Raw genomic sequence first — 15318 nt, forward strand, 5'->3', positions numbered from 1 at the left:
AATTCAAGTTCGAGCGCCCGAATTCAAGTTCGAGCGCCCGAATTAATATTATAAGTAATTACCCGAACCTGATATAAGCCGTCATTTGGGACTAATTCTTCCGGAGCCCATTTGATATCGCCATTCATGGAACCGCCGAGGAAAGTGCGATGGCAGTCTGTCGCCAACTGCTGGAAATCCGAATTAGTCGCGCTGCCGGTTGGCTTGTCCCGCAAAGCATCCAGCCATCCGGGAATCCCGTGTTGGAACATTGCGCGAGCAGTTTTTGCAGTCATGCTGACATCGGGAGTACCGAAGAAATAATCGCCTTTGAGCAATTCTACAAATCGCTAGCGCTGACTGAGGAATTGTTCGATCGACAAATCCGCAACGTGTAACCGCATCCCGCAGTTAATATCGGAACCGATAGCCGCCGGAATCACCATTCCTACTGTTTCGACGATCGAGCCGATCGCCACCCCCGCATCACCCGGATGGAAGTCAGGAGTAGCCGCGCGGCAAACGCAGCCGCCTTGAGGGTGTCGAACATTCGCCAAATTTGCTAACTGTTTGAGCGCCTTTGCTTCCACAGGAAAATCCTCTGGGAGCAAAACTTCTGCTGTTGCAGCATCGGCATCTTGCCAGTGTTTTTTTCGAGTAAACTTTATTGTCGTAACTAACCTCAAGACTTGGCCGAGACAAAGCTCGCAAAACCCTGTTCAAGTTTTTTGGCTGCTGCATAAATAGTCTGTTGTGGGTTGCAGTACAACCGCCACAAATGGAATAGATGTTGTAGTTAGTAAAATAATTTGGTTCAGCAGCAGCAATCTTTATAGAGAGAAGTTGAAGCCAACTTCTCGACTCACTACAAGTATGACACGCCATTTTTTCCGGGTAAATTTACCCAACTTATCTGCCATAGCAAGGTATCCAAGATTTGTGAACCTCTTCCCTGTTATGCTGTTTTTCAGCGATGTAAGCGCCGCTCAAAGCTCGTTTCCTCCCTTTTATTGTTAAAGATAAATTAGCTGACTAAGGGTTGAGTTCAGATTTCCCCAAAACCAGACTTTTTTTCAATTCCCGCCAAAAATCCCCAACTTTTGTTTCTCCCAAAGCCATGCGCATTTTCTGAATCATGCTGCTTTTTACAGGTGGCTTTCCGTAGTAAAGAAATTGACTGATGTCTTTAGCAAGGGCCGCATTCATAAAATTTTTAACATCTTCGCGAGCCAAATATTTCTCGCGAACCTCCTGCAAATATTCGTCTTGAGCATTCGTGTGAAATACCGTCCAGCTCGGGTCTTCCATCTTACACAAAGTATATTGGTTGTGAGCCTCCATATATGCGCTAAATGCTTCTTCCAGCAAAAACCTGCCAAACTGATGTGTTCCTTCAAATCTTGAAGCAATATATTCACCCGCAAATTCTTGCATGACTGCAACGAAGGTACTGTGCTTCATCAAAGAAAAATTGATCGTGCAGGCTTGAATGAAGTACCACCCAGCCCAAGCGTCGAGATGTGGGAACGATCTGTTAAAACCTCCGCCCACTGCAAAAATTTCATCTCGTTCGAGATAATCGATCGCTTCCTCTAACCAACCGTCGTGGCCTTCTCTGTAAGGTAACGTGTCAATTTTGAACCACAATACATACGGCTTGCTAGCGATTGCTCCCGCTGTATACTCCTGAATAAAACATCTATCTTTGTCATTGTCTTGATGGTGCGATGCAATGATTTGCAGCTTATCAATTAAACCCTCCTGATAAAGTTCCCAATAAACTTTTTGAGTCTCCCTATCGCTGCCACCGTCGACAACAATAACTTCCCCTGGTTTGCCGCCTAAAAACTTAAACCAATCCATGAGAATCTCTCTATAGGCTAACCCATTGCCAAAATTGGCTGAGACCATCGACACTTCACTGAGTTTGCTTAATTGCTCGCTCATAATTTTTTATTCAAGGAATATAGCTTGTGCTTGTCCGTTACAACTTACTAAAATTTTAGATGAGTGTCAATTTTACATAACATCATTACAGTAAAAATACTGAGAACTTTACTGTGTATTTGATTATATTTGTAACAGCACCAGCCCTGGACGCACTCCGGCTCTCATAAACGGGGTTTTTTAACTTAGGACTAAGGCCAAAAAACCCCGTTTCTTGCGCGCCGGTCAGCTAGTCGGTGGACTTGTAGAGTTAATACCTCACTTACGCACCGAAACTTAAAAAACCGCGTTTTTTAACCGATATTCCTCGCGCTACACGGAGGAGTGTGGGGTCAAATAACCCGGTTTCTACGATACATCTTAGGTTGAGCAACAAAACCTCCAGAAACAAACCGGGTTGCTGCACAAGTCCTCAATAAGTTTGTTTGACAGGCGAAAAAGGGCAAACTTTTAACTAGAGATTGCTTAAAGATAATATCTAACCGTTGTTACAACCCGACTTTTTTTAGCCCGCAAAGCCGCTTTCAAAAAGAAAGCAGTTTGATTGTGCAGCAGTCCCTCCCACCAATTTCGCGTCACAAAAGCCGGAATGATCAGCGTTAAATATACTCCCGGTCGCTGCTCTTCAAACAAAGTCAAAAAGTGTGTCAAAGCCGAACCAACAGAACGATAAGGCGAGTCCAGAATTTCCAAAGGAATATCAGACTGCAAATCTTGCCAAGCCGCTTGTAATTTTTCTCGATCTGTCAAACCAATATCTACGTGAACTGCGACAACTTCATCAGCAATTAAACGAGCGTAATCGAGGGCCTCGAAAGTTCCTCGGTGCAACTGCCCGACTAAAACCACTGCCGGATGTGTCACCTTTTTAACTCTCGGTGTGCGAAGATAAGACCTCGGTTCTATTCCCTGAATGCTCAAGCGAGCCGCTACATACCGATAGTGTCGGTGAATAGCTAAAAATAGACTGACTACGATCGGGATAGTTACTACGACAACCCAAGCTCCCAAAAGGAATTTTGTAGCGATAATTACAGCCAAAACTCCCGTTGTTGCCACTGCACCTATACCGTTCATCACAGCACTAACTTGCCAACCTTTACCTCGTTCTTTAAACCAGTGAATTACCATGCCCGATTGGGAGAGAGTAAAAGAAGTGAAAACTCCAACCGCATACAGGGGAAGCACCGCACTCGTATTGCCTCGAAAGATGATAATTAAAAGAGCAGCACAGAAGCTTAGCAGATTAATGCCATTAGAATAAACCAGTCGATCGCCCAACAGCGACAATTGCCTCGGTAAAAACCCGTCCCGTGCCAAAAAATAACAAAGTCGCGGAAAATCTGCATAACTCGTGTTTGCAGCCAACAGCAAAATTAACAGAGTTGCGGCCTGCAAATAGTAATAAAATATGCCGATACCAAAAATCTGTTTTCCCAACACAGAAAGGAGCGTTTCATGTTCTGTAGGAATCACTTGATAAATATGGGCCAAGTAACTAATCCCCAAGAACATCACTCCCAGAATTCCCCCCATATAGCTCAAAGTCAGGCGCGCATTTTTCCATTCAGGAGGCTTAAAAGCCAACACCCCGTCTGATATGGCTTCAACTCCAGTCAGGGCAGTACAGCCCGCCGCAAAAGCTCGCGCCAGCAGAAATAATCCCAAAGGTTCCTTAGCGGGAATATTTTGTAATGCCGGCATAACATTACCTGTTGCCTGTTGGAATAAGCCGCAGCCAATCAAAACAAAAATCCCAACGAGAAACCCATAGGTGGGAACCATAAATATATTGCCCGATTCCCGCAATCCCCTGAGATTGGCAAACATGATTAGGACAATAAAAACTAAGCACAGTTCAACCGTGTAGGGGTGCAGAGAGGGAACTGCTGAAGTCAGGGCCGCCACCCCAGCCGAAATACTTACTGTTACAGTTAAAATGTAATCAATCATCAGCGAAGCTGCTGCGATCAAACCAGGGTAAATACCTAAATTTTCTCGCGCCACAATGTAAGCACCGCCGCCGTTGGGGTACGCTTTAATTGTCTGTCGATAAGACAGCGCCACGATCGCCAACAGTAAAATAATAATTCCAGAAATAGGCAGCGATAAACTCAAACTGCTACTGCCCGCTAGTAACAGTACCAGCAGAGTTTCTTGAGTAGCGTAGGCAACAGACGACAGTGCATCGGAAGCCAGAACAGCTAGTCCTGTAGCGTTGCTCAGGCGTTCATGAATAGATGCGCTAGTGGGGAGAGATTCACCCAGTAAAAATCGCTTGAGTCGAGAATAAGTGTACATTGAAACTCAATATATAATCCTCCACAAATCATAATCGAGATGGGGAAAGTTTTAAGTAATTTTTGGCTCACAATTTGTAATTCTGTCTCGCTTGTTGAGTCAGCTTCAGCTTGTGTTCGAGAGCTTGCCAATTTTGAGCTTCGATATCAGTGATGAACTCGTCAAGACTGTCGCGGTAAATAGAGAGCGATCGCAACAATTCCTCTCGATTGTACTTTGCCACCATCACTCCCAGCTTGGGATTGCCGCCCCCAACCCGGCTCGTATCCCGAAAACCCGAACTCGCCAAATGTTGGGCTAAATTAACAATATGCCGATCGTCCTCTCGAGCGCAGGCAGCAAGCAGCGTCGCGCTCGCCATTAGCGGCAAATGAGAAATCCAAGCCACAGCTCGATCGTGTTCTTCCGGCTCACATCGGTAAACTTTAGCACCCAGCAACCGCGCAATTTCCTCAACCTTATCCACCGCAAGCGTCGGCGTCTGAGCAGTCGGCGTCACCACATAAGGCCGGCCTACAAACAAATCCGGCATCGCCGCCTCAATTCCGCTTTCAGCAGTCCCCGCCATCGGGTGTCCCCCCACAAAATTCGGCCACAGAGGAGACACAGCCTGCACTATGGGTGTTTTTACGGAACCGACATCGGTTACAATAGTATCAGGGGAAAGATAGGGCACCAACTCTCGGACGATCGGCTCGATCGACCCCAGCGGCGTGCAAATAAAAACCACATCGGCTACTGCCATTAGAGACAGGTGTATGCTGGCTTCATTGACAACACCGCGAGCTTGCGCCCGATAGCAAGTCTGCTGCCGACTCGAAACCCCAAAAACATTAAACCCGCGCAATCGCAAATCCAGCCCGATCGAGCCACCAATTAAACCCAGTCCTACAATACCGATATTCATAGCAATAAAATGGGGATATTTGATACGGTGCCGCCCCCATGACAGTCGAGGAACTCCTGAAAAAATATGCCGCCGGAGAAAGAAACTTTGCCGGAATCAACCTGACTGAGGCCAACCTCAGCGGCGTCAACTTGAGCGGAGCCAACCTCAAGGGTGCGAATCTGAGTGTAGCAAACCTGAGCGGAGCAAACCTCAGCAAAACCAACCTCACAGGTGCCAAACTCAACATCGCCAGACTCAGTGGCGCCCATCTAGGCGGCGCCGACCTCACCGACGCCGACCTCAACGTCGCTTACCTAGTGCGAGTTGACCTCAAAAAAGCCATACTCATAGGAGCCAAACTGATCAGAGCCGAGCTGATTCGAGCCGAACTCAGCGGCGCCAACCTGCAAGGCGCAAACCTCAGCGGCGCCACCCTTACCGAAGCCACCCTTCGAGGAGCCAACCTCGCTCAAGCCAACCTTCGAGGCGCTCACCTCAGCGGCGCGTGCTTGACAGAAGCCAACCTCGAACAAGCCAACCTGCAAGGAGCCGACCTTAGCCGCGCCGACCTCAGCGGCGCCGACTTGCGAGGCACAGAACTTAGACAAGCCAACCTTACTCAAGCCGTACTAAGCGGCGCCGACCTCAGCGGCGTCAATTTGCGCTGGGCCATCCTCAGTGGCTGCAATCTCCGCTGGGCCGACCTGAGCGAAGCCAAATTGAGCGGTGCCGACCTCAGCCGAGCCGACCTCTGCCACGCCAACTTGCTGAATGCCAGCTTAGTCCACGCCGACCTGACAAATGCCTATCTGATCCGCGCCGACTGGATTGGAGCCGACTTAACCGGAGCCACCTTAACCGGAGCCAAACTTCACGCAGTTTCGAGGCTCGGCATCAAAACCGAAGGCATGACCTGCAAGTGGGTCGATCTGAGCCCCAACGGCGACCACAGCCAAATTTACTGGTTGAACTCAGGAGGAACCCACGACTTTTTTCACGAAACCTTGCCCACAGTTCGGATTGTGATTGACTCGCCCTTAGACCAAGGCGCTCATTTTGCACTAGCTGCAACTTATTACCAAATTGCCCAACAATACCCGAGTTTAAGTCAGCCTCCCACGATTGAAGTCAGCTCCAGGCGCACCGTACTCGCATTTAAAATGGACAGCGACGATAAATTATTTGCCACCGCTTACGTTGCGATCATTCCTTTTAACGACGCTGCCATAACTCAAAAAAACCTAATAGCTTTGATGAAAATGATTCAATCCCATGATGCAGGAAAACTTAACGTCAAAGAATCTAAACACGTCCAGTTATGCAGCAAAGCTCTTAACCAAGCTATCAGTAAAGTAGACCAAATCAAAATTTCCAGTTCTTTTCCAAAAATCGGTGAAAGCATCAATTTCTTTCAAATTCCCACACAGATGAGCTTAATTAATTCCCGCGATCAAAGACTCAGCGTATATCACCATCCAGGCTTCGGCAAGCGCCTGATTAAAAAATACGATCTGAGTAACTCAACAGCGGCTAAGTTAGCCGAAAGCACAAAATTGGCTCAAGCTAATATCACTAGCATTTTGGATTTTATAAAAGGCTTCCACAATATAGATGTCTAGGCATATTGCATCAAGTTACAAAAAATGCTTATTCTAGTTTAAAGGTTGGCACAATAAAGCTTTGTTCTAGCTAAGACATCAGGGAAATTGAAAAGCATGGATGCCGAAGAACTCATCACCAAATATGCAGCAGGAGAAAGAGATTTTACTGCCATCCTCCTTTGCGAGGCAAATCTGAGCAGGATCGATCTCAGCGGGGCTAATTTCAGTGAGGCAATTTTGAGCCTTACCAACATGAGCGGCACCAATCTGTCAAACGCCAATATGAGAAAAGCCAAACTCAATGTTGCTCGACTCAGCGGTGCCAATCTCTACAAAGCCAACCTCAGCGGCGCTATCCTCAACGTGGCTAACTTGATTCGAGCCGACCTCAGAGAAGCCCAACTCGTTGAAGCTACAATGATCAGATCCGAACTGATCCGAGCCGACCTCAGCAGTGCCAACTTGATCGGTGCAAATCTCAGCGAAGCAGATTTGAGAGAAGCAACCCTCAGAGAAGCCAATCTAGAGCAAGCCGACCTCAGCGGGGCCCACCTGAGAGGCGCTTTTCTAACAGCGGCAAACTTGGAACGGGCTAACTTGCACAGAGCCGACCTCAGCAGGGCCGACTTGCGAGGAGTCAACCTCTGCAATGCCGAACTCAGACAAGCTAATCTGTCTCAGGCAAACCTCAGCGGCGCTGACTTGCGAGGCGCTAATCTCCGGTGGGCTGACCTCAGCGGGGCGAACCTGACCGGTGCTGACCTCGATGAAGCGAGATTGAGCGGGGCCAACTTGTACGGAGCAAATTTGAGCAATGTCAATCTATTGAACGCTACTTTGGTACACGCGGATTTGACCCAAGCGAATTTGATTCACGCTGATTGGGTGGGCGCAGATTTGACGGGGGCGGCCCTGACGGGGGCAAAAATTTATGCGGTTTCTAGGTTTGATGTGAAAGCAGATGACATTACCTGCGATTGGGTTGACCTCAGTCCTAACGGCGATCGCAGCCACATTCAGCGCTTTACCCCAGAAGAATCTCAAAGGTTTTTCAATGCTACACCGCCGACAGTTCAAATTATTGTCGATCGACCCCTCGACCCGGATGCTAACTTTGTCCTTGCAGCTACCTACCGCCAAATTGCCCGTCAGTATCCTGCTTTGAGCCATCCTCCGAGTATCGAAGTTAATTCCCGACGCACAATCATATCATTTAGAATAGAACAGGACGAGCAACTATTTCCCACCGCTTTCGTTGCGATTATTCCCTTTAGCGATGCAGCATTTACTCAGAAAAATTTGATTACTTTGATCAAGATGATTCAACCCCAAAGTGGTAATAACCTGGGCGTCAGAGTCTCAAATATGGTAGTGCAATTAAACGTAGCCCTGACCAAAACAATGAGAAAAATAGGGGAAATGAAAATTCAGCCGATTCGCCTCGATCGCGAACCTATGTCAAGTTTTTTCCAATCGCCTACCCAAACTGTACTCGCTAACTCCAGCGCCGAAACTTTGATGATTCACTATCACCCAGATTTTGGCAGAAACTTGACAAATTTGCCGGGAGTCAACAAAACGTCTATCAGTCCTGCAATTAAAGCGCAAAGATTTACCACCCCGCCACTCAATACGGTCATTGAGTTTGTCAAAAGCTTTTATCAGCTCGGTGAGTAAATATTATAAATTAATTTGATATTATTTTTATTTATGCCATATAAAAGTTAGCCGATCGCCATTTTATTTAGGTAAACAAATGGAAGCTGAAGAACTGCTCAAACGATTTGCAATCGTCAAAAGATACACTGAAGGCGACAGAGATTTCACAGGAATCAACCTGAATGAAGCTAATCTCAGCCGCATCAACCTCAGCCAATCAATTTTAAAGGGGGCTAGCTTATTTGTCACCAACCTCAGCGGTGCTAACTTGAGCGAAGCTAACTTGAGCGAAGCTAACCTAAATGTGGCTAGACTCAGCAGTACCAACCTCTCGCGGGCAATCTTAAACGGGGCTACTCTCAACGTAGCAAACTTAGTGAGAGCCGATTTAAGTGCAGCTCAATTAATCCGAGCATCCCTGATTAGAAGCGAATTAGTCCGCTGCGAACTCAGCAAAACTAACTTCAGCGGCGCAAACCTGACTGAAGCAGATTTAAGAGAGGTAAAACTGACGGAAGCTAACCTGTGCGGTGCTAATCTTTCCGGTGCAAATCTCAGAGGTGCTTCGGCTGCTTCAGCTAACTTTCAAGAAGCTAACTTACACGGCACAGATTTGACGAAAGCAGAACTTAGCGGCGTCAATTTTACCAATGCCGATATGAGACAAGCTTCTTTGCAACAGGTGAATCTCAGCAGTGCCAATTTGAGCGGAGCTAACCTTAAATGGGCTGATTTGACGGGAGCTAACCTCAGCGGCGCGGATCTGAGCTTTGCTAAATTGAGCGGAGCTAACCTTAACGGAGCAGATTTAAGAAATACTAATTTAGGAAGTGCTAGTTTCGTTCACGCTGATTTGACAGAAACCAATTTGATTAATGCAGATTGGGTGGGCGCTGATTTGAGGGGAGCAACTTTAACAGGAGCAAAACTGTATTTGGTTCCTCGGTGTGGCATCATTGCAGATGATATTACTTGCGAGTGGGTTGACCTCAGCCCTGCAGGCGATCGCACTCAGATTCAACAATTTAATTCGCCCTCAGAATCGAGAAAATTTTTAAATCACACGCCTGGGTTAGTGCAAATTGTGGTTGATGCACTTTTAGACTACTCAGCAAACAGCACTTTAGCAACAGTTTACAGCGAAATAGCTCGGCATTACCGGGCAATGAATTTTCCTCCTAATATTGAAGTCGGCTACCGCCGCACAACTCTAACTTTTAGATTTGAGAGTGATGAGCATTTATTGCCAGCAGCTTTTTTAGCGATTCTTCCTTTTAAGGATGCTGTACAAACTCAGAGTAATATTATGGTAATCGGCAAAAACATTGAAAGTCAAAAATTGGAGGAGAAACGCATAGTGCAGTTGCGTAAAGCATTGAGTACAGCTACAAATAAGTTAAATGAGTTGATAAATTTGCTCTCTAATATATCACGGGTTAGTCAGCCCACAAAGTTTTTTGAGTCACCTACCCAAACTATTTTAATTAGTTCGGGACAGGAGAGTTTGATGGTGAATTCTCACGGGAATTTTGGGAAGGGAGGTGCAACTCATCAGCCGAGTAAATTCAGTTTGCCTCTCGGTCAAAAAGTAGTTGATTTTCTGGCCAGTTTTGATTATGTTGAGTGAGAAATGTCAATTTTAAAACCGATTGATTGAGGTAGAAGTCCACAACTCATTGCTCCGCTTCCTGCGATCGCACTCCGAGCCGCACTGGCCCCACCATTTAACGATGGCGCGGCTCGTGGCGCGGGCTTTGCGCTTGGGGCGCAGCGCTCTGATCCAAACAGGGCTTCCCGCTGGAGCTTACCGACAGCGGTATCGAGTCAGCTATTTGATGCCGATTTTGATGTGGCCGGATCCTGTGATTTTGGTGGCGCCGATACCGCTGATCGAGCATTTGAGAACAGTGGAAATTCCGCGTTTGCAAGAGTGGCTGCAAACAGAGTGGCCGATCGAGATTTATTCCGATAATGCCACTGGACGAGGATTGATGCTAGCAGATCCGCAGTCTTGGCTGGCGGCTCGTTTGGCTGTGAATTCGCAAATTCACAGCAATATTCCCACAATTATCGACGGTGTAGATGACTTGGAAGTTTGGACTCGCCAGCAATTGACGGCGTGTTTGCAACCGGCTGACTGGAACGATTTAATGCAATCTCAGCCTTTGGAAGCCGATGCAATCCTCCAAGGGCGGGTAATGCTAACGCGGGCTTTCTTTCAGCATCCGGCGAAACCAGAGGAGTGCTATTTGCTGGAAACGGCAGAGCAAAATATTTTGCAGGGGCTGTTTGACAAAATCGAGCCAAACCCCCTAATTCCGGCTGCTTGGAACAATTTTTGGCATCGGTGGGAAGCAAACGGCAGACTGCGGTGGGCGCAAATTCATCGGGAGGCTGGGTCATTTTCTCTGTACTGCGCGCCGGTTCAGGTGGCTGAGGTTTTGAGCAAAATTTGGGACGATCAGCCGATGGTGTTGATTGGCGGGGCGGTGGATGTGGAACCGAAGGCTCCGATTTTCCGGGAAATGCTGGGACTTCCAGAATTGACGAGCGTTAAGTTTTCGCCCGATCGACAAAGCGAATTAATTCAACTGTACATTCCCAACTGGCTGCCGCTGCCAAATACGCCGGAATTTCAGGGTGTTTTAATTGAAGAAATTCGGACTTTGCTGTTGATGAGCGCGTCGGTGGCGGGTTTAACTGTGCTGATTGTTGGTGATGTACCGCTGAAGGCTCGGCTGGCGGCGATTTTGGCTTCTGAGTTCGGTTCTCGGGTGCAGGTAGAAAAAACAGATGTGGGCGAGAATGCGATTTTGGTGACGGGGTGGGAGTTTTGGCGGGAACATCAGGGGGAATTGAGCGCGCCTCACTTGCTGGCGATCGCAACTTTGCCGCTACCTTCTTTGGAGAATCCTTTGGTGACGGCGCGTGTGGCTTATTATAAGGAACGGCGCAAGGATTGGTTTCGGTTGTATCTGCTGCCGGCGGCGCTGAATGAATTGCAGCGGGCGATCGCGCCGGTGCGAGAACGTCAAGGGGTGGTGGCGATTTTTGACAGCAGGGTGATTCACCGCAGTTATGGACAGCAGGTTTTAGCGGCTTTGAGTCCTTTTGCGAGGATTGATTATTTGGATACGACTTGGCTGACGCAGGCTTGAGATGACCTGTTGGCGTATAATTTGGTTAGGTATCCAGTTGAAATCTAATTTAGTACAAAGATTATGGGTGAAGCTAAGCGTCGCAAAGAGTCGATCGGCGACGAATACGGTAAAGAAGAACGCATCGTTCCCTGGCTGCCAATCACGAAAACCCAAAGCGAAGATTTTGTCAAGTGGACAAGCCGCGGAAGCTGGATCGGGATTAGCGTTTTGGTTGTTTGGTGGATTGTAGTGCGATTTGTCGGCCCCTCGGCGGGTTGGTGGCAGGTTAACTGATGCCAGACTCGACAAATGCCTGTATTCTTGGCATTGTGTCGAGTTTAACTGAATTTTTGGAAAAATTTAGTTGCGAATTTTGACTTAGTATGGTATCTTAATTATCTGCGGGCAATTAGCACAGTGGTAGCGCACTTCCTTCACACGGAAGGGGTCACTGGTTCAAATCCAGTATTGCCCATCGAATTTATTTTCTGATTCGTCTTATTTCTTAGTCCCCCTGTGCTGGGATGAAATTTTGTGTAGCCGCGGTTTCAACCGCCCTCAGCTTCTTAAGCTTCAACATATTCGCAAATAGAGACAGGTTCGGGAATAGGAAAAGCATCCTCTTGTAGTCGTTCAATATGAAATGCGATCGCCTCTTTAATTAAATGCCTCAAATCTTCTAAACTTTCAGCCACAGCTACACATCCCGGTAAATCGGGAACATAAGCACCGTAGCTAGTTGCACCTTTTTCAATTACAACAGCATAACGCATTAATCTTCCTCCTGTCGTTGAGATTGTCGCAACACACTTTTAAGCGTACCAATTGGCATATCAACGCCTAAATTACCTGACACCGTGAAACTTGTAGCCTTTTCGGGGTGTTTAAATTAACGATGACTGCCCTTTGTTGTAGCTAAATACCGACCATCATCTTCTAACATTTTAATAACTTCTCTAACTTGCATTTTTTATCTATAAAACTAATCAACTCCCGCACTTTTATTCCCATTATATGCTCTAACTTCAGCAATCTCTCCCTTGTAACCTGCGCCCCTGATAAAAAACCTCATCCTGCTTTGGGTTCCAGAGTCCCGACGATCGTAATCTCTCCCAAATTGGGTCAACTGGCGATCGAAGTTCAGGGTCAGTGAGCATCGTTTTCTAAATTAAAAACACAAGTTGCTAATTTTTTGATTAATGAAGAATAATTTCCCCGATCTCTAGTAATTCTTTTATGGATAAAATAGGAGGCATATTAATTTCTTTAAAACTTTTTCCAATTTCCCAGCAAATAATCATATCGCAATTTTCTGTCGCCTCCTGATGTTTATGCCTCCAATAGTTAAAACTCTCTAATTCAAATTCAATATCCAGCTTTATATTGATATTATCCACGGAACCAAACAAATCGATATCATCCACGGAAGGAAACAAACTTAATTGCTGAGCTATAGATTTTGTTAGCTCAATTTTTGCATCAGGAAACTCAACTCGGATGTAAAGTATTCTAGAAAAATTATATTGCGTTCCTTTGTAATTAATTGTCTTTTTTCTAAGAATATGGAAGATGGTACAAAATAAACCTACTAATCCTTGTTCGCTAATAGGAGCATACGAGTAGATAGATGATACCTCTTTAAAAGAATTATGAATTGGTAACTTATCTATAGGAATAGCTTCTTTAAGTGGATCTTTCTTATGTCTTGTTCTGCGATTACTGTCTTCGATATCTTGATTTAAACTCTCTATAAAAATTTCTTGAAGAAGATCGTCTGATAACAACGAGTTTTCTTTTGCGGATTCTATAATCTGTTTAAGTACAAGTACCATGTTACCGTCATAAGGAACTTTATTTTCGCTAGTTTTGCTTTTAATATTTTCCTCGGCCCACCGCATCGTTTTCAATACTTTATTTTTTAACTCATCTGGCATTTCCGCAAGGGTGTAAAGATGAGAGACTAACATATTATCTGTTATCATTTCCAGCGGAATTTTTTCATAGATTTTGATGTATTGCTCAGCAGTACTGGCTGTAATATTAAATTCTTTTTTTGTATAATCGTTAAAATTTTTGTATTTAGGCTTAAAATTCTTGTTAGTACGAATGTCTCGTAGGGTTTCTCCAGCTTGCCAGGCTTGCTTTGCAGATTTTTGAGTGTTGGTGATAATTTTCTTCAGTTCAGTAGTAAGTTCGTCAAAGTTAGCCATATTTTTCTAAAAAAATTAGTTTCGTGTTTCAGTTTTAAGCCACAAACCGTTCTGTAAAGTCAATCAGCTCATCTACCTGTTCTTCACTAAACCATCGATCAACAGCATCCTCTCCAAACCTGTCTAACGGTTCCTCATACAAATCCGCCACCTCCAACCGTCGCTTTTTCAAAAACACATTCTGCACGGTCCTTAAAAAAAGAATCTGATTGGAGTTAAACTGCCGTTGGGCAATAAAATCCTCAAAATTCCGCCTTACCACATCTTGATAATCCGGCAAGGCCTCAATCTCGAACAGCTCTCGCAGAAACGATAATAAACTATTTACCTTCAGATTAAACGCCTTGCAAATATTCGAATTCTACAACTGCACGTTTCCCCCACGCAACTCTTGCCTCAGTGTACGCTCTAACGCCACCTGTTGCAAGTCCGTCACCGCTCCCCCATTGCGAATTGCTGCAATTGTCGGGTGAGTCTCGACAATTTCCAACACCTTTTCCTTAAGCCGCTGGCGGTGTTCCTCCTCGATCGTTAGACAATGTTCAACAAGGCAAAATCCCCGATCGCCCAAAACTCCCATTTTATACTACATTTATGCTACACTAACATTGTAGCTCGTGCCCCGCAGGAGGTTTCCTCATGGCAAATGCCAATATTCCTCAAAATTTCAACTTAATCCTACCCGCAGGAACCCAAATTGTCACCAAAATCGAGGTCAAAAACCCCGCCAGCGACCAATCTTGGAAACCGGGATTAGTAGGCGTCATTGTTCAATCGCCTACGGACAATTCCCACGCCTATTTAGTCAAACTCCCAGACGGAACAGAAGTTAGTCTGCGGCGGCACGAACTCAGCATCCGCAAGCAGTTTCAGAGCGAAGGATTGCAGTCAGGAGGAGATTTTTTAGCAGAATACAACCTCTATGATTCTGTAATTTACCGCTGCATTGTTGGTTCCAGAGCTTATGGTCTAGATAACGAGCAATCCGATACAGACAGACGCGGGATTTACCTGCCGCCGGCAATACTTCATTGGTCGCTTTACGGCATTCCAGAACAATTGGAAAACAAGGAAAATCAGGAATGCTATTGGGAACTGCAAAAGTTTCTAGTTTTGGCATTAAAAGCTAATCCAAATGTGCTAGAATGTTTGTACACCCCTTTAGTAGAAACTGTTTCTCCTGTAGCACAAGAATTGCTGGATATTCGGGAAATCTTTCTTTCTCAATTGGTTTATCAAACTTACAATAGCTACGTTTTGTCTCAATTTAAAAAAATGGAGCAAGACCTCCGCAATACCGGGGAAATTCGTTGGAAGCACGCGATGCACTTAATTCGCTTGTTGCTGTCCGGAATTACGGTGCTCAAGGAGGGGTTTGTACCCGTTCGCGTGCAGGATTATCGATCGCAACTTTTATCTATCCGCAACCAAGAAATATCCTGGGAAGAGGTGAATCAGTGGCGGTTGAGTTTGCACGCAGAGTTCGATCGCGCTTTTGCTGAAACTAAGTTGCCCGAACGTCCTAATTACGAGAAAGCGAATCTGTTTTTGATTAAATCTCGTCGAGGTGCGATCGAAATCGGATCTTAAAA

Annotated in this window: 15 protein-coding genes and 1 tRNA gene; 7 read left to right on the top strand and 9 right to left on the bottom strand. The window is 45.8% G+C overall.

Annotation, left to right across the window (positions count from 1 at the left end):
- Positions 1 to 23: 23 nt before the first annotated feature.
- From QUA27_RS20550 to QUA27_RS20570, 5 genes are all read right to left on the bottom strand, one after another.
- The gene (locus tag QUA27_RS20550) at positions 24 to 317 is read right to left on the bottom strand and encodes a hypothetical protein (RefSeq protein WP_333070054.1); all 294 of its coding nucleotides are present in this window, start codon (positions 315 to 317) and stop codon (positions 24 to 26) included.
- A gap of 12 nt (positions 318 to 329) precedes the next feature.
- The gene (locus QUA27_RS20555; RefSeq protein ID WP_333070055.1) at positions 330 to 569 is read right to left on the bottom strand and encodes an RtcB family protein; all 240 of its coding nucleotides are present in this window, start codon (positions 567 to 569) and stop codon (positions 330 to 332) included.
- A 442-nt stretch (positions 570 to 1011) separates the two neighbouring features.
- Complete coding sequence (locus tag QUA27_RS20560) at positions 1012 to 1926, bottom strand: glycosyltransferase family A protein (RefSeq protein ID WP_333070056.1); 915 nt, start codon at positions 1924 to 1926, stop codon at positions 1012 to 1014.
- A gap of 465 nt (positions 1927 to 2391) precedes the next feature.
- Positions 2392 to 4227 carry an APC family permease gene (locus tag QUA27_RS20565; RefSeq protein ID WP_333070058.1) on the bottom strand — a complete coding sequence of 612 codons (1836 nt, stop codon included), beginning with the start codon at positions 4225 to 4227 and terminating at the stop codon, positions 2392 to 2394.
- A 67-nt stretch (positions 4228 to 4294) separates the two neighbouring features.
- Positions 4295 to 5134: a prephenate/arogenate dehydrogenase gene (locus tag QUA27_RS20570; RefSeq protein ID WP_333070059.1), complete on the bottom strand. Its 840-nt coding sequence runs from the start codon at positions 5132 to 5134 to the stop codon at positions 4295 to 4297.
- A gap of 38 nt (positions 5135 to 5172) precedes the next feature.
- Here QUA27_RS20570 and QUA27_RS20575 point away from each other — a divergent pair, with 38 nt between their 5' ends.
- The 6 genes from QUA27_RS20575 (at position 5173) to QUA27_RS20600 (ending at position 11991) form a co-directional block, all read left to right on the top strand.
- Positions 5173 to 6735 carry a pentapeptide repeat-containing protein gene (locus QUA27_RS20575; RefSeq protein ID WP_333070061.1) on the top strand — a complete coding sequence of 521 codons (1563 nt, stop codon included), beginning with the start codon at positions 5173 to 5175 and terminating at the stop codon, positions 6733 to 6735.
- Positions 6736 to 6831: 96 nt separating this feature from the next.
- A complete protein-coding gene (locus QUA27_RS20580) occupies positions 6832 to 8394 on the top strand; it encodes a pentapeptide repeat-containing protein (RefSeq protein ID WP_333070062.1) in 1563 nt (520 codons plus the stop codon).
- Positions 8395 to 8473: 79 nt separating this feature from the next.
- A complete protein-coding gene (locus QUA27_RS20585; RefSeq protein ID WP_333070063.1) occupies positions 8474 to 10003 on the top strand; it encodes a pentapeptide repeat-containing protein in 1530 nt (509 codons plus the stop codon).
- A 22-nt stretch (positions 10004 to 10025) separates the two neighbouring features.
- Positions 10026 to 11534 (top strand): helicase C-terminal domain-containing protein, encoded by a 1509-nt coding sequence (locus QUA27_RS20590; RefSeq protein WP_333070064.1) that lies wholly within the window; start codon positions 10026 to 10028, stop codon positions 11532 to 11534.
- A gap of 63 nt (positions 11535 to 11597) precedes the next feature.
- Positions 11598 to 11810, top strand: a complete 213-nt coding sequence (locus QUA27_RS20595; protein ID WP_333070065.1) for a DUF2839 domain-containing protein — start codon at positions 11598 to 11600, stop codon at positions 11808 to 11810.
- A gap of 109 nt (positions 11811 to 11919) precedes the next feature.
- Positions 11920 to 11991: transfer RNA gene (locus tag QUA27_RS20600), tRNA-Val, on the top strand.
- Between the two features lie 91 nt (positions 11992 to 12082).
- On the opposite strand, the gene QUA27_RS20605 is transcribed toward QUA27_RS20600, so the two are convergent.
- The 4 genes from QUA27_RS20605 to QUA27_RS20620 form a co-directional block, all read right to left on the bottom strand.
- On the bottom strand, positions 12083 to 12289 hold the full coding sequence (locus tag QUA27_RS20605) for a type II toxin-antitoxin system HicB family antitoxin (protein WP_333070066.1): 207 nt from the start codon (positions 12287 to 12289) through the stop codon (positions 12083 to 12085).
- Between the two features lie 423 nt (positions 12290 to 12712).
- On the bottom strand, positions 12713 to 13726 hold the full coding sequence (locus tag QUA27_RS20610; RefSeq protein WP_333070067.1) for a hypothetical protein: 1014 nt from the start codon (positions 13724 to 13726) through the stop codon (positions 12713 to 12715).
- Positions 13727 to 13760: 34 nt separating this feature from the next.
- A complete protein-coding gene (locus tag QUA27_RS20615) occupies positions 13761 to 14078 on the bottom strand; it encodes a type I restriction-modification enzyme R subunit C-terminal domain-containing protein (RefSeq protein ID WP_333070123.1) in 318 nt (105 codons plus the stop codon).
- Between the two features lie 9 nt (positions 14079 to 14087).
- Positions 14088 to 14306: a hypothetical protein gene (locus QUA27_RS20620; protein ID WP_333070068.1), complete on the bottom strand. Its 219-nt coding sequence runs from the start codon at positions 14304 to 14306 to the stop codon at positions 14088 to 14090.
- Positions 14307 to 14365: 59 nt separating this feature from the next.
- Here QUA27_RS20620 and QUA27_RS20625 point away from each other — a divergent pair, with 59 nt between their 5' ends.
- Positions 14366 to 15316, top strand: coding sequence for a nucleotidyltransferase domain-containing protein (locus QUA27_RS20625; protein ID WP_333070069.1), 951 nt, complete (start codon positions 14366 to 14368; stop codon positions 15314 to 15316).
- Positions 15317 to 15318 lie beyond the last annotated feature (2 nt).

It is taken from the genome of Microcoleus harperi Pol14_C6 (assembly GCF_036701295.1).
In the GTDB taxonomy this organism is placed as follows: domain Bacteria; phylum Cyanobacteriota; class Cyanobacteriia; order Cyanobacteriales; family Microcoleaceae; genus Microcoleus.